The following is a 15,514-nucleotide window of genomic DNA, read 5'->3' as shown; positions in this document are numbered from 1 at the left end:
GGGCGGGGTACTTCACAATCATGGTCATGGTCGCTTCCTCATTCCTGCACCCGAACTTCACGAAACATCCCCATCTCCATGTGAAACAGCAGATGGCAGTGATACGCCCAGCGCCCGAGGGCATCGGCGGTGACCCGGTAGCTGCGCCGGGAGCCCGGTGGCACGTCGATGGTGTGCTTGCGGACCATGAACTGGCCGTTCTCATCCTCCAGGTCGCTCCACATGCCGTGCAGGTGGATGGGGTGTGTCATCATGGTGTCGTTGATCAACACGATGCGCAGTCGTTCGCCGTACTTGAGCAGCAGCGGTGCGGCGTCGGCAAACTTCACGCCGTTGAACGACCAGACGAATTTCTCCATGTGCCCGGTCAGGTGCAGCTCGATCGTGCGACCAGGCTCGCGGCCGTCGGGGTCGGGAAAAGTGCTGCGCAGGTCTGAGTAGGTCAGCACTTTGCGGCCGTTGTTGCGCAGCCCCATGCCCGGGTCGTCGAGCTTGGGCTTGACGCTCATGGCCTGCATGTCCACCAGGGGGTTGTCTTTCTCGGTGTCGGGGTGCGAGAGCATGCCGTCCATGCCCTGCATGGCACCGTGATCCATACCGGCCATGCCCTGCATCGAGCCATGGTCCATGCCACTCATTTGCCCCATGCTGCCGTGGTCCATGCCTCCCATGCCCATGTCGTCCATGGTCACCAATGGCCGCGGGTCCAGTGGCGGCACTGGCGCTGACAGCCCGGCCCTGGCCGCGAGGGTGCCACGGGCGTACCCGGTGCGGTCCATGGACTGGGCGAACAGGGTGTAGGCCTCTTGGGTCGGTTCGATGATGACGTCATAGGTCTCGGCCACGGCGATCCGGAACTCATCGACGCTCACCGGTTTGACGTATTGGCCGTCAGACGCCACCACCGTCATCTTCAAGCCGGGAATGCGCACATCGAAATAGCTCATGGACGAGCCGTTGATAAAGCGCAGGCGAAGACGTTCGCCTGGCTTGAACAGGCCGGTCCAGTTCATGTCCGGCGCCTGTCCGTTCATGAGGTAGGTGTAGGTGGCGCCGCTGACGTCGGCCAGGTCAGTGGGATTCATCTTCATCTCGGCCCACATCTTGCGATCGGCCACGGTGCTGGCCCAGCCGTTCTTGCCCACATCGTCTATGAAGTCGCCGACGGTGCGCTTGTTGTAGTTGTAGTAGTCCGACTGTTTCTTGAGCTTGCGAAGGATGTCGCCGGGCTCTTCATCGGTCCAGTCGGTGAGCATCACGACGTAATCGCGTTCGTACTGGAAAGGCTCGGGTTCCCTGGCGTCAATCACCAGCGGGCCGTAGACCCCGGACTGTTCCTGGAAACCGGAATGGCTGTGGTACCAGTAGGTGCCGTTCTGTCGGACCTTGAACTGATACACGTACATGCCGTCGGGTTCGATGCCTTTGAAGCTCAGTCCCGGAACGCCATCCATGTTGGCCGGCAGCAAAATACCGTGCCAGTGGATGGAGGTGGTGTCCTTCAAGCGGTTGCGCACCCGCAGGGTCACGGTGTCGCCTTCACGCCAGCGCAGCAGGGGGCCGGGGATGCCGCCGTTGATGGTCTGGGCGGTGCGTGGGCTACCGGTGAAGTTGACCGGGCTTTCGCCGATGAACAGGTCGAATTCGGTGCCTGTCAGCACGTTGGGCTGGCCGGGGCTGGTGACTGCCCAGACGGGCGCGCGCCATAACCCCAGGCCACCCAGGATGCCACCGGCGGTCAGGCCTTTGACGAAGGTTCGCCGGGAAGTTTTTGTTTGCATCGATGGAAGTCCGTCAGTCGATTCGCAGCGAGCACAGGAACAGTTCCCTGTGCAGGTTTGAAAAGAAGATGACATAAGCCAGCGCGACAAGTGATTACATTTCAGTCAGCTTGGCAGGGGCAGAAGTCAGCCATTGCCTTGGTGAATACAAAACTTGTGGCGAGGGGATTTATCCCCGTCGGGCTGCGAAGCAGCCCCGGAAAAAGGTGAATGCAACTGCCCTGATACAGCGCGCTGATTGGGTTTAGGACCGCTTCGCGGCCCAGCGGGGATAAATCCCCTCGCCACAGTTTTTGTGTTCGACCTTATAGCCTTGATGCGTCTGCCAGGACGCAGGTCAGAATGATCTTTTGCAACGGCGGGATATTCTGTAGCCTTGCCGGCTTCACGCTGTCCCGTGCCTGATTGATACCCACTTTCCCGGCGGTACCCGAGTGGTCCGGAGCCGGGTGTATACTCGACTTTCGCGCTAAACGCGCTTGCAGGTCTTGCGAACATGACGCAAATTTCCGAACGCCTTCTGGTCCAGGCCCATCTCGACGCCAAGCAGCCCAAGCCGCTGAGCGCCGAGCAAGAGGCCTGGTACCGCGCCGCCATCGCTGCCGAGCTCAAGGCTCAGGACGCAGTGCTGGTCGCGCACTTCTATTGCGACCCGGTCATCCAGGCCCTGGCCGAGGAGACCGGTGGTTGTGTGTCCGACTCCCTGGAAATGGCCCGCTTCGGCAATGCCCACCCGGCCAAGACCGTGGTGGTGGCGGGGGTCAAGTTCATGGGCGAGACCGCCAAGATCCTCAACCCCGAAAAACGTGTGCTGATGCCGACCCTGGAAGCCACCTGCTCCCTGGACCTGGGCTGCCCGGTGGACGAGTTCTCGGCGTTCTGCGACCAGCATCCGGAGCGCACCGTGGTGGTGTATGCCAATACCTCGGCGGCAGTCAAAGCCCGGGCCGACTGGGTAGTGACCTCCAGTTGTGCGCTGGAAATCGTCGAGAGCCTGATGGACAACGGCGAAACCATCATCTGGGGCCCGGACAAGCATCTGGGGACTTACATCCAGCGCCAGACCGGTGCCGACATGCTGCTCTGGGACGGTGCCTGTATCGTCCACGAAGAGTTCAAGTCCAAGCAGTTGGAGGACATGAAGGCGCTATACCCGGATGCCGCGATCCTGGTGCACCCGGAGTCGCCGACATCGGTGATTGAACTGGCCGATGCCGTGGGCTCCACCAGCCAGTTGATCGCCGCGGCCCAGACCCTGCCGAACAAGACGCTGATCGTCGCCACCGACCGGGGTATCTTCTACAAGATGCAGCAGCTGTGCCCGGACAAGGTCTTCATCGAGGCTCCTACCGCTGGCAACGGCGCGGCGTGCCGCAGTTGCGCACACTGCCCGTGGATGGCGATGAACACCCTGGAGCGCACGCTCAAGAGCCTGCAGGAAGGCGCCAATGAGATATTCGTCGACCCGGCTTTGATTCCCCAGGCCATTCGCCCGCTCAAGCGCATGCTGGACTTTACCCAGGCGGCGCGGATGAAGCTGGCGGGGAATGCTTGAGGCTGAATAAGATTTTCAGGCGCGTAGGGCTTTCTGTGGCGAGGGGATTTATCCCCGCTGGGCTGCGAAGCGGCCCTAAAACCTGACACCGCGGAGTGTCAGAATGAACAAATGGGGCCGCTACGCGCCCCAACGGGGATAAATCCCCTCGCCACAATGTAATCCGCTTACCTGCTTTGGCGGTATCATTTGGTCTTCTTGGGAATCCGCACCAACTGCGTTTCCGAGTAGATGTCATGCCAGCTGCGTTTGCGCTTGTCGAACAGCGCCCAGATGAAGCCCAGCCCCACCAGCAGCAATGACGCAATCGACACCACGAACCGCAACAGCGCCTGCCACAGGCTGATGGCTGTGCCATCGGCATTCTGTACACGGATGCACCACACCTGCATGCCCAGGGTCTGGCCGTTGTGGGTCCAGAACTTGGCGAAAAAACCGAACAACACGAACAGCAGCACAGTGGACAGCAGCGGGTCACCGTCCAGTGCCCCGGCTTCGGTCAGGGCGCGCATTTTTTCTTCGCCGATGATCGCCATCTGGATCATCTTGTAGGCGCCGCTGGTGACGATCAGCAGCGCCGTGCACAGCAGGAAGTCATAAAACATCGCAGCCAGGCGACGACCCAGGCCGGCGGGAGGAAAGTCCCCCTGGGGAGTGAGCAGGTGTTTCGGCATGACGGCCTCGGACAGAAAAAGAAGCCATTTTACGGATTTACGCCCATAAAAAAGCCCCTGATATCAATCAGGGGCTTTTTCGTGTGGGAAAGCTTCAGGCTTCGGCGATAACTTCGTCAGCCTGCATGCCTTTCTGGCCTTGGACGGCAACGAAAGTGACCTTCTGGCCTTCTTTCAGGCTCTTGAAGCCGTTGCCCTGGATGGCGCGGAAATGCACGAACAGATCCGGACCGCTTTCAGGCGTGATAAAACCAAAACCCTTCTCGTCGTTGAACCACTTGACGGTACCGCTCTGACGTTGAGACATTTTCTTATTTCCTTTGACGCTAAAATTGATGACAGCCTCTTTCGCATGAAAGAGTACTGGGGCTGGGTTGCAGGAAAGTAAGAGACGTCGAACGGGATGTAGCGAACTTCATAAGCTACTGCCCAGGTCACGATTCCAAGCGACCCATGCAAACACAGTGACCAAACTCTACGCCAACTACGAATGAAAAAACAACCCCCCGGGGAAGCCCGTATTTACTCAGCTTGCAGGCATTTACATGCCCCGTCGGGGGCGCTTATTCGATAGGCTAGTTCAATTGTTTGCCGCCGTTATAAGCGCTGTTGAGTGCCTAAAAGATATGCACCTTTTTATGGCGGTTGCGTTACACATTAGTGCACGTATAACGCAATCGCGTTACTTATAGAAACAGTCAATCAACCGCGGTAGTAGCGTTGTGGAACAAATGGCATTTTGCTTACAAGCAAAGGCACTTTTTTCCCACGCACGATGGCCCAGACTGGCGTATCCAGTGCGACATAGGCGCTATCCAGGTAACCCATTGCCAACGGCCCGCCCAGGGTCGGGCCGAAACCGCCGCTGCACACCGTACCGATAATCTCGCCCGCCTCGTTGACGATCTCTGCACCTTCGCGCACGGGTGTGCGTTCCTGGGGCAGCAGGCCCACGCGTTTGCGCTTCACGCCGCCCTGTTGTTGGGCGAACACGGTTTCAGCCCCGGGGAAACCACCGGCCCGGGCGCCATCGGCGCGGCGGACTTTGGAGATCGCCCACAGCAGGCTGGCTTCGACCGGCGTCGTCTCGGTGTTCATGTCATGGCCATAAAGACACAGGCCGGCTTCCAGTCGCAGGGAGTCGCGGGCGCCGAGGCCGATGGCCGCGACTTCCGGTTCGGCCAGCAGGGCGCGGGCGAGTTTTTCCGCGTCGGTGGCGGGTACCGAGATTTCGAAACCGTCTTCACCGGTGTAGCCCGAACGACTGACGAAGCAATCCACGCCCAGCAGTGTGACGCGCTGGAACTGCATGAAGGTCATTTTCGCCACCTCTGGTGCCAGGCGGGCGAGCACGGTGACGGCTGCCGGGCCTTGCAGGGCGAGCAGGGCCCGGGCTTCGAACAGCGGCTCGATGCTGCACTGCGCGCCAATGTGGGCCCGCAGATGGGCCAGGTCCTGGTCCTTGCAGGCGGCGTTGACCACCAGGAACAGTTCGTCGTTGCCCAGGTTGGCGACCATCAGGTCGTCGAGGATGCCGCCGTTGTCGTTGGTGAACATGGCGTAGCGCTGCATGCCCACTGGCAGGTCGATGATGTCCACCGGCACCAGGGTTTCCAAGGCCTTGGCGGCACCTGCGCCAATGAGGCGGATCTGGCCCATGTGGGACACGTCGAACAGCCCGGCCTGATCGCGAGTGTGCTGGTGTTCCTTCATCACGCCCAGTGGGTATTGCACCGGCATGTCGTACCCGGCGAACGGCACCATGCGGGCGCCGAGTTCGAGGTGCAGCGCATGCAGCGGGGTTTTCAGCAGTTGTTCGGTGGACATATCAGCTCCTGGAAAAATGTAGAGGGCAGGCAAGTGCGCGTCAGCATTCGATGATGTTGACCGCCAGACCGCCGCGGGCGGTCTCCTTGTATTTGCTTTTCATGTCGGCGCCCGTCTGGCGCATGGTGCGGATGACTTTGTCGAGGGAGACGAAGTGATGCCCATCGCCGCGCATGGCCATGCGCACCGCGTTGATGGCTTTCACCGAGCCCATGGCGTTGCGTTCGATGCACGGCACCTGCACCAGGCCGCCGATCGGGTCGCAGGTCAGGCCGAGGTTGTGTTCCATGCCGATCTCGGCGGCGTTTTCCACTTGCTGCACGCTGCCACCGAGCACTTCGCACAGGGCTCCGGCGGCCATGGAGCAGGCCACGCCGACTTCACCCTGGCAGCCGACTTCGGCACCGGAGATGGAGGCGTTTTCCTTGTACAGGATGCCAATGGCGGCGGCGGTCAGCAGGAACCGCACCACGCCATCTTCGCTGGCACCAGGGATAAAGCGCATGTAGTAATGCAGCACTGCCGGGATGATGCCTGCCGCCCCATTGGTAGGGGCGGTGACAACGCGCCCGCCATAGGCGTTTTCTTCGTTGACTGCCAAGGCGTACAGGTTGACCCAGTCCAGTACCGACAGCGGGTCGCGCAGGGCGGCTTCGGGGTTCTTGCACAATTGGCGATGCAGCGCCGCGGCCCGGCGCTTGACCTTCAGCCCGCCCGGCAGAATCCCTTCGTTGCGACAGCCCGCCGCCACGCAGTCCTGCATCACCTGCCAGATCTTCAGCAGGCCGGCGCGGGTTTCGGCTTCGGGGCGCCAGGCGCTTTCGTTGGTCAGCATCACCTGGCTGATGGACAGGCCATAGGTGGTGCAATGGCCCAGCAGGTCCTTGGCGCTCTTGAACGGGAAGGTCAGGGGCGTGGCGTCTTCGACGATACGGTCGGCGCCGGCCGCGCCTTCGTCGACGACAAAACCGCCACCCACCGAGTAGTACTCGCGGCTGCGCACTTGCAGGCCTGCGGCATCGAAGGCGCGGAAGATCATGCCATTGGGGTGAAAAGCCAGCGGCTTGCGGATCATCGCCAGGTGCAGTTTTTCATTGAATTCGATGGAGTGCTCGCCGAGCAGGTTCAGCCGACCGCTGCTGCGAATCGCTTGCAGGCGACTGTCGACGGTCTCGGTGTCCACGGTATCGGGGTGTTCACCTTCCAGGCCCAGCAGCACGGCCTTGTCACTGCCGTGACCCTTGCCGGTGGCGCCGAGCGAGCCGTAGAGCTCGACTTTGACGCTGGTGGTGACATTGAGCAGGTCATCACGACGCAACCCTTCGGCGAAACGGGCGGCGGCACGCATCGGGCCGACCGTATGGGAGCTGGAAGGGCCGATGCCGATCTTGAACAGGTCGAACACGCTTAACGACATGGTGTTTCTCCGGTTTCTTTTTATGGGGATCGACGGTTTAAGGTCTGACATGGATCCTGTGGGAGCGAGCCTGCTCGCGATAGCGGATTGTCAGGCAACATCTATTGGCTGTTACGCCGCTATCGCGAGCAGGCTCGCTCCCACAGGAGATTTGGAGGGCTGGTAGATCGCCCTCCATTCAGGTCAAGCGTAGCTTTCGATCGACGGGCAGGCGCAGACCAGGTTGCGGTCGCCGAACACGTTGTCGACCCGGCCCACCGGCGGCCAGTATTTGCCATCGACCAACGACGCCACTGGGTACACCGCCTGTTCGCGGGTGTAAGGGTGGGTCCACTCGCCGACGATTTCCGCTGCAGTGTGCGGGGCGTTTTTCAGCGGGTTGTCGTCTTTGTCCAGGCTGCCGTTTTCCACCGCGCGGATTTCTTCGCGGATGCAGATCATGGCCTCGCAGAAGCGGTCCAGTTCTTCCTTGGATTCGCTTTCGGTCGGCTCGATCATCAGCGTGCCGGCCACCGGGAACGACATGGTCGGGGCGTGGAAACCGAAGTCGATCAGGCGCTTGGCCACGTCATCGACGCTGATACCGCTGCTGTCCTTGAGCGGGCGCAGGTCGAGGATGCATTCGTGGGCGACCAGGCCGTTGCTGCCGGAGTAGAGCACCGGGTAATGCTCTTCCAGGCGTCGGGCGATGTAGTTGGCGTTGAGGATCGCCAGTTGCGAGGCACGCTTGAGACCCGCGCCACCCATCATGCGGATGTACATCCAGGTGATCGGCAGGATGCTCGCGCTGCCGAACGGCGCCGCGCACACCGCGCCTTCCTTGCGCGTCATGTTGGCATGACCCGGCAGGAACGGTGCCAGGTGCGATTTGACGCCAATCGGGCCAACGCCCGGGCCGCCACCGCCATGGGGGATGCAGAAGGTCTTGTGCAGGTTCAGGTGCGACACGTCGCCGCCGAACTTGCCCGGGGCGCAGAGGCCGACCATGGCGTTCATGTTGGCACCGTCGATGTACACCTGGCCGCCGTTGTCATGGATGATGCCGCAGATTTCGCGGATGCCTTCTTCGAACACACCGTGGGTGGACGGGTAGGTGATCATCAGCGCCGCGAGGTGTTCGCGGTGCTCGATTGCCTTGGCCCGCAGGTCTTCGATGTCGACGTTGCCGCGGGCATCGCAGGCGGTCACGACCACGCGCATGCCGGCCATGTTCGCGGTGGCCGGGTTGGTGCCGTGGGCCGAGGACGGGATCAGGCAGATGTCGCGACGTTCTTCGCCACGGCTCTGGTGATAGGCGCGGATCGCCAGCAAACCGGCGTATTCGCCCTGGGAACCAGCGTTGGGCTGCAGCGACACCGCGTCATAGCCAGTGGCGGCGCAGAGCATGGCTTCCAGCTCGTCGGTCAGTTGCTGGTAGCCGGCGCTTTGCTCGGCTGGAGCGAACGGGTGCAGGGCGCCGAACTCGGCCCAGGTCACCGGGATCATTTCGCTGGCGGCGTTGAGTTTCATGGTGCAGGAACCCAGCGGGATCATGGTGCGATCCAGGGCCAGGTCCTTGTCGGCGAGCTTGCGCAGGTAGCGCATCAGCTCGGTTTCGGAGTGGTAGCGATTGAACACCGGGTGGCTGAGGATCGCCGACTGGCGCACCAGTTCGGCCGGGATGCAGCTTTGCACGCTGGAGGCCAGTGCGGCGAAGTCTGGCAGCGGCTTGCCGTCGGCCAACAGGTTCCACAGCGCTTCGACGTCGGCCTGGCTGGTGGTCTCGTCCAGGGACAGGCCCAGGCGTTCAGCGTCTACTACGCGCAGGTTGATGCGTTGGGCGCGGGCCTTGTCGTGCAGGGCGGCGGTTTGCGCACCAGTGCGCAAGGTGAGGGTGTCGAAGAAGCTCACTTGCTCGACGCTCAGGCCCAGCGCGCCGAGGCCCTTGGCGAGGATCGCGGTCAGGTGATGGATGCGGTTGGCGATTTGCACCAGGCCCTTGGGACCGTGGTACACGGCGTACATGCTGGCGATGTTGGCCAGCAGCACCTGGGCGGTGCAGATGTTGCTCGTGGCTTTCTCGCGGCGGATGTGTTGCTCGCGGGTCTGCATCGCCAGGCGCAGGGCCGGCTTGCCGAAACGGTCCACGGAAACACCGACCAGACGGCCCGGCATGTCGCGCTTGAAGGCGTCCTTGGTGGAGAAATACGCCGCGTGCGGGCCACCGAAGCCCAGTGGTACGCCGAAGCGCTGGGCGCTGCCGATGGCGACGTCGGCACCGAACTCACCGGGTGGGGTCAACAGGGTCAGGGCTAGCAGGTCAGCGGCAACGGCCACCAGGGCGTTGGCGGCGTGGAAGCGCTCGGTCAGTTCGCGGTAGTCGAACAGGTCGCCGTTACTGGCCGGGTACTGCAACAGTGCGCCGAAGAAACCGCTGACATCGCTCAGTTCGCGCTCATCGCCCACCACCACGTCGATGCCCAGGGGCTCGGCACGGGTGCGCAGCACGTCGAGGGTTTGCGGGTGGCTGTGTACGGAGGCGAAGAAGGCGTTGCTGCCCTTGTTCTTGCTCAGGCGCTTGCAGAAGGTCATGGCTTCGGCGGCGGCGGTGGCTTCGTCGAGCAAGGAAGCGTTGGCGATCGGCAGGCCAGTGAGGTCGCTGATCAGGGTCTGGAAGTTCAGCAGCGCTTCGAGACGGCCCTGGGAGATTTCCGGCTGATACGGCGTGTAGGCGGTGTACCAGGCCGGGTTTTCCAGCAGGTTGCGCAGGATCGGTGCCGGCGTGTGGCAGTTGTAGTAGCCCTGGCCGATGTAGGTCTTGAACAGTTGGTTCTTGGCGGCAATGGCTTTGATCGAGGCCAGTGCATCGGCTTCACTCTGGCCGTCGCCCATGTCCAGCACGCTGGTGCCCTTGATGCTTTCCGGGATGACACTGGCGCTCAACGCTTCCAGTGAGTCGTAGCCCAGGCGCTCGAGCATGGCTTGCTCGTCGCTGGCACGCGGGCCGATGTGGCGGGCGATGAATTCGTTGGCGGTGCCGAGATTAACGGTCATGTTGCGCTCCTCAGGCTTCGGCGTTGGCTTTGATCAGACGGTCGTAGGCGTCCTGGTCCAGCAGTTGGCCAACTTGAGCGGGGTCGGCGGGCTTGAAGCGGAAAAACCAGCCTTCGCCCAGCGGATCTTCGTTGACCAGTTCCGGATTGCTTTCCAGGGCCGGGTTCACTTCGAGCACTTCACCGTCCAATGGCATGTAGACGCCGCTGGCCGCTTTCACCGATTCCACGGTGGAGGCCTCGGCACCCTTGTCGTAGCTTTGCAGTTCCGGTAACTGAACATAGACCACATCGCCCAAGGCGTTCTGCGCAAACGCGGTAATACCGACGGTAACGCTGCCGTCGGCTTCGGTGCGCAGCCATTCGTGATCTTCAGTGAAACGCAACTCGCTCATGGAAACTCCTGGGGCCAGATTCGTCTGGTGGACGCGAAGAAGGCACGGGACTTGGCCCGGCCGAATGGCAATACCCATAGCAAGAATGCGGCCAATGTTGCTAATGGCTTATAGATCAATGAGTTGAGTCGTTTCGTTGAGGCATGGATCGACTTGACTGTAGCGAAATCGCTACAGCTGAGCGCCTGGAAAAAATCGTTGTGGGATCAAAGCCTTAGTTTGCGCTGTTTGGCAGCGGCTGTAGCGATATCGTTCCGCTGTAGCGCTTTCAGTACAGGTGGAGGTCGTTTTTGGCTCGGTTTCAAATATGCCGCTGGCCAAATGTGGGAGGGTGGGCTTATGGCTTGTTGGAAATGCCGTACTTGCGCAGCCGATGGGCAATCGCAGTGTGGGAGGTTTGCAGGCGGCTGGCGAGTTGGCGGGTGGAGGGGTAGTTGACGTAGAGGCTTTCGAGCAGGTGCTTCTCGAAGCTTTCCACGGCCTGCTCCAGGCTTTCGACTTCCACATCGCCCTGGCGCGCCACGGAGGTGCCGGCAATGTCCAGGTCGCCGATATCCACCAGGCTGCTTTCGCAGATGGCGGCGGCGCGGAAGATCACGTTCTGCAATTGCCGCACGTTACCCGGCCAGCGGTTGCCCAGCAGCGCCGGGTAAGTGCCTGGGGCCAGGCGGCAGACCGGGCGCTGGATCTGCGCGCAGGCCTGTTGCATGAAGTAACGCGCCAGCAGCAGGATGTCCTGGCCGCGTTCACGCAGCGGCGGGACTTCGACATTGAGCACGTTCAGCCGATAGAACAAGTCCTCGCGAAACGAGCCTTCGCTGACCATTTTCTCCAGGTTGCGATGGGTGGCGCTGAGGATGCGCACGTTGACCTTGATCTCCCGATCGCCGCCGACCCGACGGAAGCTGCCATCGTTCAGGAAGCGCAGCAGCTTGGCTTGCAGGTACGGCGACATCTCGCCGATTTCATCGAGAAACACCGTGCCCTGGTTCGCCAGCTCCATCAGCCCTGGCTTGCCGCCCCGTTGCGCGCCGGTGAAGGCGCCGGGGGCGTAGCCGAACAGTTCACTTTCGGCCAGGTTCTCCGGCAACGCCGCGCAGTTCAGGGCCAGGAACGGCGCGCTGTGACGGGCGCTGATGGCGTGGCAGGCCCGGGCCACCAGTTCCTTGCCAGTGCCGGTTTCGCCCTGGATCAGCAGCGGTGCATCAAGCGCTGCGACCCGCTGGGCCCGGGTCTTGAGGGTGCGGATCGCCGGAGATTCGCCCAACAGCGCGTCGAAGCCCTCGGCGTGGTCGTGGTGCAGCGCCGACAGGCGTTCGCCGATGCGGTTCGGCTGATAAAGCGTCAGCAAAGCGCCAGCGTCGGTGATGGGCGTGGCATCGAGCAGAAAGGTCTGGCCGTTGAGGGTGATTTCCCGCAGTGGCAGGCGGAAACCATTCTCCAGCAGAGCGCCCAAAAGGGTCTCGTCCCCGAACAGCTCGGCGACGCTTTCCCCGGCCGGTTCGCGCCCGTACAGGGCGATCAGCGCCGGGTTGGCCAGCAATATGTTGCCAGCGCTGTCCAGGGCCAGCACCGGGTCGGTCATGGCGGCGAGCAGGGCATCGAGCTGCAAGTGTCGACGTTGTCCGGGCAGGATGTCCACCACGGTGACCGCTTGCACGCCGCGCACGCTGAACAGTGCTTCGCGCAACTCGTCGAGCACTTGCGGGCTGAGGGTCGGGGCGTCGATGTAGACGTTGGGCGGCACCATCTCCACCGCATCCAGATTGAGATTGCGCCCACCGAGCAGGGCCAGGACTTCCTGGGTGATGCCGACGCGGTCGATGAAACTGACGTGGATACGCATGGGGCGGTTTTGGGTTCTGGACTGCGGAGGGTGGCAAGTATGCCTTGGGGCGGGCTATTGGTGAAATCCTGGCGCAAAGCTTGAGGCCATAACAGATTCCCTGATGTGGGAGCGAGCCTGCTCGCGATAGCGGAGGTTCGGTCACCTTTTATTGATTGAGACACCGCTATCGCGAGCAGGCTCGCTCCCACAGGGGGCATTGTGGCAAATATCGGTTACAACCCAACATCCCACTCCGGCGTCTCGGGAAACTTCAGCACCAGGAAATCCAGCAGGCTACGCAGCGCCGAGGGCATGTGCTTGCGTGACGCATACACCGCGTACATGTTCATCCGACGGGGTTCGGCGTGGGCCAGCAGGCGGATCAGTTCGCCGTTCTTGATGTGGGCGCCGGCCTGATAGCTGGGCAGCATCGCCACGCCGGCACCGGCCATGGTGGCCCGCAGCAGCGTGCTGGCCTCGTTGGCGCTGATGTTGCCCTGCACCGGCACCGAAACCTGCTCGCCGTCCTGCTCGAAATGCCACAGGCTCTTGCCGACGTAGGAGTGGGTCAGGCAGTTGTGCCGACTCAACTCCTCGACCCGCTGCGGTGTCGGGTGGTCGCGCAGGTAACCGGGCGAGGCACAGATCACCGAACGGCAGACCGTGAGGCGGCGGGCGATCAGGTTCGGGTCCAGGTCGTTGCTCATGCGGATCGCCAGGTCGATGCGCTCGTCCACCAGGTTCACGGTGCGGTCGAGCATCTGCAGGTCGACGCTCACCCCAGGGTAGCGCTTGACGTATTCGGCCATGGCACTGGCCAGTTGGGCCTGGCCGAACGAGGTGCTGGCACTGATGCGCAGCATGCCTCGTGGCGCGTCGTCCGGGGTGCTGACCGCCGCTTGCATGTCACCGCACAGCTCCAGCATCTGTCGGCAACGTGGCAGGGTTTCCAGGCCGGCGGCGGTCAGGCTCAGCTTGCGGGTGGTGCGGTGCATCAGCCGGGCGCCGACCCAGTCTTCCAGCTCCGCCAGGTACCGCGATACCACCGGCCGCGACAGGTCCAGGTGGTCAGCGGCTGCCGACTGGCTGCCCAGGTCCACCACCGTGACGAATACCCGCATTGCTTGTAGACGATCCATGATTTGCCCGATTTCAGAAACAAACTATGTTGGATCATCGCATTTTTCGAAATGAACTGGGCCACTAAGCTCCGTCTCATGCCCTTCCGGGCTTTGGACAATGGAGCAAGCATGACCGTATTCACCCCATTCAAGCACCTGCTGCTGGCGACCGCATCGATGGCATTCGCTGCCCACAGCTGGGCGGCCAGCTTGACGCTGGATGTCTACAACCCTGGCGCGGCGGCGATCTTCCCGGTGACCTCGGTACTGGTCAGCGGTGAGAAAGAAGCGATCCTGGTGGATGCCCAGTTCGGCAAGTCCCAGGCGGCCCAAGTCGTGGAAAAAATTCGCGCCAGTGGTAAACGACTGACCACTATCTACATCAGCCACGGCGATCCAGACTACTATTTTGGTCTGGAAACCCTCACCGCCGCGTTCCCTGAGGCCAAGGTGCTGGCGTCCGCGCCGACCGTCGAGCACATCAAGCAAACCGTCGACGGCAAGCTGAAATATTGGGGGCCGATCCTGAAGGCCGATGCACCGGCCAAGGCTGTCGTGCCACAGGTACTCAAGGGCGACAGCCTCACCCTGGAAGGCCAGCGCTTGCAGATCGTCGGCCTCGATGGCCCGCAGCCGGACCGCAGTTTCGTGTGGATTCCATCGATCAAGGCGGTGGTTGGCGGCGTGGTGGTGGCCGAGAACATTCATGTCTGGATGGCCGACACCCAGACGCCACAGTCCCATAAGGATTGGCTGACGACGCTGGCAGGCATTGAAAAGCTGCAACCGGACACTGTGATCCCCGGCCATTACCTGGGTGAAAGTGCCCGGTCCCTGTCCCCGGTGCGCTTCACCGCCGGCTACATCAAGGCCTTCGATGAAGAAACCGCCAAGGCCAAGGATTCCGCTGCGCTGATCGCCGCCATGAAGCAACGCTACCCGAGCCTGGGTGAGGACAGTTCCCTGGAGCTCAGTGCCAAGGTGGCGAAGGGGGAGATGAAGTGGTGACAACCTGATTGTGTGGTGGGGCCTTTAGCCAATGCATCTGCATTGCTGAAGCGCTTTTGTGGCGAGGGAGCTTGCTCCCGCTGGGCTGCGAAGCGGCCCCAACCAGCAAATGGGTTGCACCTGGCACACCGCATGAACCGTATTGCGGCTGCTGCGCAGCCGAGCGGGAGCAAGCTCCCTCGCCACGACGGTGTTCATGTCAAAAGACTTGTCATGTCCGTTTCGAGCAAACGCATCTATGTGTAATCACAGGAGAACATCATGAGCAAAATCGCAATCATCGGCGCCACCGGGCGTGCCGGTAGCCAACTGTTGGAAGAGGCCCTGCGCCGTGGCCACAGCGTGACAGCCATCGCTCGCAATACCGCGAAAATCGGCGAAAGGGCCGGGGTGGTCAGCAAGCAACTGGACGTATTGGACAGCGAGGCGTTGATCGCGGCCATCGATGGGCATGATGTGGTGATCAGTGCCGCTCACTTTGCCAGCGTACCGGCCGACAAGCTCATCGCGCCGGTGAAGGCCGCCGGGGTCAAGCGTTTGCTGGTGGTCGGCGGGGCCGGCTCGTTGCTGCTGCCGGACGGCACTCGTGTGATCGACAGCGATGGCTTCCCGGAAGAATACCTGGCAGAAGCCAGCGCCGGTGCGTTGTTCCTGGATGTACTGCGCCAGGAACAGGATCTGGATTGGACCTTTCTTTCGCCTTCGGCGGAATTCGTCGAAACCGCACGCACCGGCCAATTCCGCCTCGGCAAGGACCACCTGCTGTTCGACGATGCCGGGCGCAGCTGGATCAGCTTTGCCGACTACGCCATCGCGATGATCGATGAAGTGGAAACGCCACAGTTTTCGCGCACGCGGTTTACTGTCGGTTATTGA

General features: G+C 62.0%; 12 protein-coding genes. 3 read left to right on the top strand and 9 right to left on the bottom strand.

Annotated elements, in window-relative coordinates; genetic code table 11:
* Nucleotides 1-38: 38 nt before the first annotated feature.
* Nucleotides 39-1,781 (bottom strand): copper resistance system multicopper oxidase, encoded by a 1,743-nt coding sequence (locus tag PSH86_RS23895; protein ID WP_305485346.1) that lies wholly within the window; start codon nucleotides 1,779-1,781, stop codon nucleotides 39-41.
* Between the two features lie 496 nt (nucleotides 1,782-2,277).
* Here PSH86_RS23895 and nadA point away from each other — a divergent pair, with 496 nt between their 5' ends.
* The gene (gene nadA, locus PSH86_RS23890; RefSeq protein WP_305485343.1) at nucleotides 2,278-3,336 is read left to right on the top strand and encodes a quinolinate synthase NadA; all 1,059 of its coding nucleotides are present in this window, start codon (nucleotides 2,278-2,280) and stop codon (nucleotides 3,334-3,336) included.
* Between the two features lie 185 nt (nucleotides 3,337-3,521).
* Here nadA and PSH86_RS23885 read toward each other — a convergent pair whose 3' ends face one another.
* The 8 genes from PSH86_RS23885 to PSH86_RS23850 form a co-directional block, all read right to left on the bottom strand.
* Nucleotides 3,522-4,010 carry an RDD family protein gene (locus tag PSH86_RS23885; RefSeq protein ID WP_109753820.1) on the bottom strand — a complete coding sequence of 163 codons (489 nt, stop codon included), beginning with the start codon at nucleotides 4,008-4,010 and terminating at the stop codon, nucleotides 3,522-3,524.
* Nucleotides 4,011-4,104: 94 nt separating this feature from the next.
* Complete coding sequence (locus PSH86_RS23880) at nucleotides 4,105-4,317, bottom strand: cold-shock protein (RefSeq protein WP_011335634.1); 213 nt, start codon at nucleotides 4,315-4,317, stop codon at nucleotides 4,105-4,107.
* Nucleotides 4,318-4,712: 395 nt separating this feature from the next.
* Nucleotides 4,713-5,837, bottom strand: a complete 1,125-nt coding sequence (gene gcvT, locus PSH86_RS23875; RefSeq protein WP_249015482.1) for a glycine cleavage system aminomethyltransferase GcvT — start codon at nucleotides 5,835-5,837, stop codon at nucleotides 4,713-4,715.
* A 40-nt stretch (nucleotides 5,838-5,877) separates the two neighbouring features.
* Nucleotides 5,878-7,254, bottom strand: coding sequence for an L-serine ammonia-lyase (locus PSH86_RS23870; protein WP_109753822.1), 1,377 nt, complete (start codon nucleotides 7,252-7,254; stop codon nucleotides 5,878-5,880).
* Between the two features lie 183 nt (nucleotides 7,255-7,437).
* Entirely contained in the window at nucleotides 7,438-10,287 is a 2,850-nt protein-coding gene (gcvP, locus tag PSH86_RS23865) for an aminomethyl-transferring glycine dehydrogenase (RefSeq protein WP_249015480.1), read from the bottom strand.
* 10 nt (nucleotides 10,288-10,297) lie between these two features.
* Nucleotides 10,298-10,681, bottom strand: a complete 384-nt coding sequence (gene gcvH, locus PSH86_RS23860) for a glycine cleavage system protein GcvH (RefSeq protein WP_163857015.1) — start codon at nucleotides 10,679-10,681, stop codon at nucleotides 10,298-10,300.
* Nucleotides 10,682-11,018: 337 nt separating this feature from the next.
* Nucleotides 11,019-12,527 carry a sigma-54-dependent transcriptional regulator gene (locus tag PSH86_RS23855; RefSeq protein ID WP_305485338.1) on the bottom strand — a complete coding sequence of 503 codons (1,509 nt, stop codon included), beginning with the start codon at nucleotides 12,525-12,527 and terminating at the stop codon, nucleotides 11,019-11,021.
* Between the two features lie 215 nt (nucleotides 12,528-12,742).
* Nucleotides 12,743-13,648, bottom strand: coding sequence for a LysR family transcriptional regulator (locus PSH86_RS23850; protein ID WP_116833319.1), 906 nt, complete (start codon nucleotides 13,646-13,648; stop codon nucleotides 12,743-12,745).
* A 111-nt stretch (nucleotides 13,649-13,759) separates the two neighbouring features.
* Here PSH86_RS23850 and PSH86_RS23845 point away from each other — a divergent pair, with 111 nt between their 5' ends.
* Together PSH86_RS23845 and PSH86_RS23840 are read left to right on the top strand one after the other, a co-directional pair.
* Nucleotides 13,760-14,638, top strand: coding sequence for an MBL fold metallo-hydrolase (locus PSH86_RS23845; RefSeq protein WP_305485336.1), 879 nt, complete (start codon nucleotides 13,760-13,762; stop codon nucleotides 14,636-14,638).
* A 261-nt stretch (nucleotides 14,639-14,899) separates the two neighbouring features.
* Complete coding sequence (locus PSH86_RS23840; RefSeq protein WP_163857024.1) at nucleotides 14,900-15,514, top strand: NAD(P)-dependent oxidoreductase; 615 nt, start codon at nucleotides 14,900-14,902, stop codon at nucleotides 15,512-15,514.

Origin of the sequence: Pseudomonas sp. FP2300 (genome assembly GCF_030687595.1) — a bacterium.
Lineage (GTDB): Bacteria > Pseudomonadota > Gammaproteobacteria > Pseudomonadales > Pseudomonadaceae > Aquipseudomonas > Aquipseudomonas bijieensis.
This window is presented reverse-complemented; position numbering and strand designations above follow the sequence as displayed.

Coding starts and splice junctions, on each gene's coding strand:
- PSH86_RS23845 (WP_305485336.1), top strand. CDS start 13,760: ATGACCGTATTCACCCCATTCAAGCACCTGCTGCTGGCGACCGCATCG.
- gcvH (WP_163857015.1), bottom strand. CDS start 10,681: ATGAGCGAGTTGCGTTTCACTGAAGATCACGAATGGCTGCGCACCGAA.
- PSH86_RS23850 (WP_116833319.1), bottom strand. CDS start 13,648: ATGGATCGTCTACAAGCAATGCGGGTATTCGTCACGGTGGTGGACCTG.
- PSH86_RS23840 (WP_163857024.1), top strand. CDS start 14,900: ATGAGCAAAATCGCAATCATCGGCGCCACCGGGCGTGCCGGTAGCCAA.
- PSH86_RS23885 (WP_109753820.1), bottom strand. CDS start 4,010: ATGCCGAAACACCTGCTCACTCCCCAGGGGGACTTTCCTCCCGCCGGC.
- PSH86_RS23870 (WP_109753822.1), bottom strand. CDS start 7,254: ATGTCGTTAAGCGTGTTCGACCTGTTCAAGATCGGCATCGGCCCTTCC.
- PSH86_RS23880 (WP_011335634.1), bottom strand. CDS start 4,317: ATGTCTCAACGTCAGAGCGGTACCGTCAAGTGGTTCAACGACGAGAAG.
- gcvT (WP_249015482.1), bottom strand. CDS start 5,837: ATGTCCACCGAACAACTGCTGAAAACCCCGCTGCATGCGCTGCACCTC.
- gcvP (WP_249015480.1), bottom strand. CDS start 10,287: ATGACCGTTAATCTCGGCACCGCCAACGAATTCATCGCCCGCCACATC.
- nadA (WP_305485343.1), top strand. CDS start 2,278: ATGACGCAAATTTCCGAACGCCTTCTGGTCCAGGCCCATCTCGACGCC.
- PSH86_RS23895 (WP_305485346.1), bottom strand. CDS start 1,781: ATGCAAACAAAAACTTCCCGGCGAACCTTCGTCAAAGGCCTGACCGCC.
- PSH86_RS23855 (WP_305485338.1), bottom strand. CDS start 12,527: ATGCGTATCCACGTCAGTTTCATCGACCGCGTCGGCATCACCCAGGAA.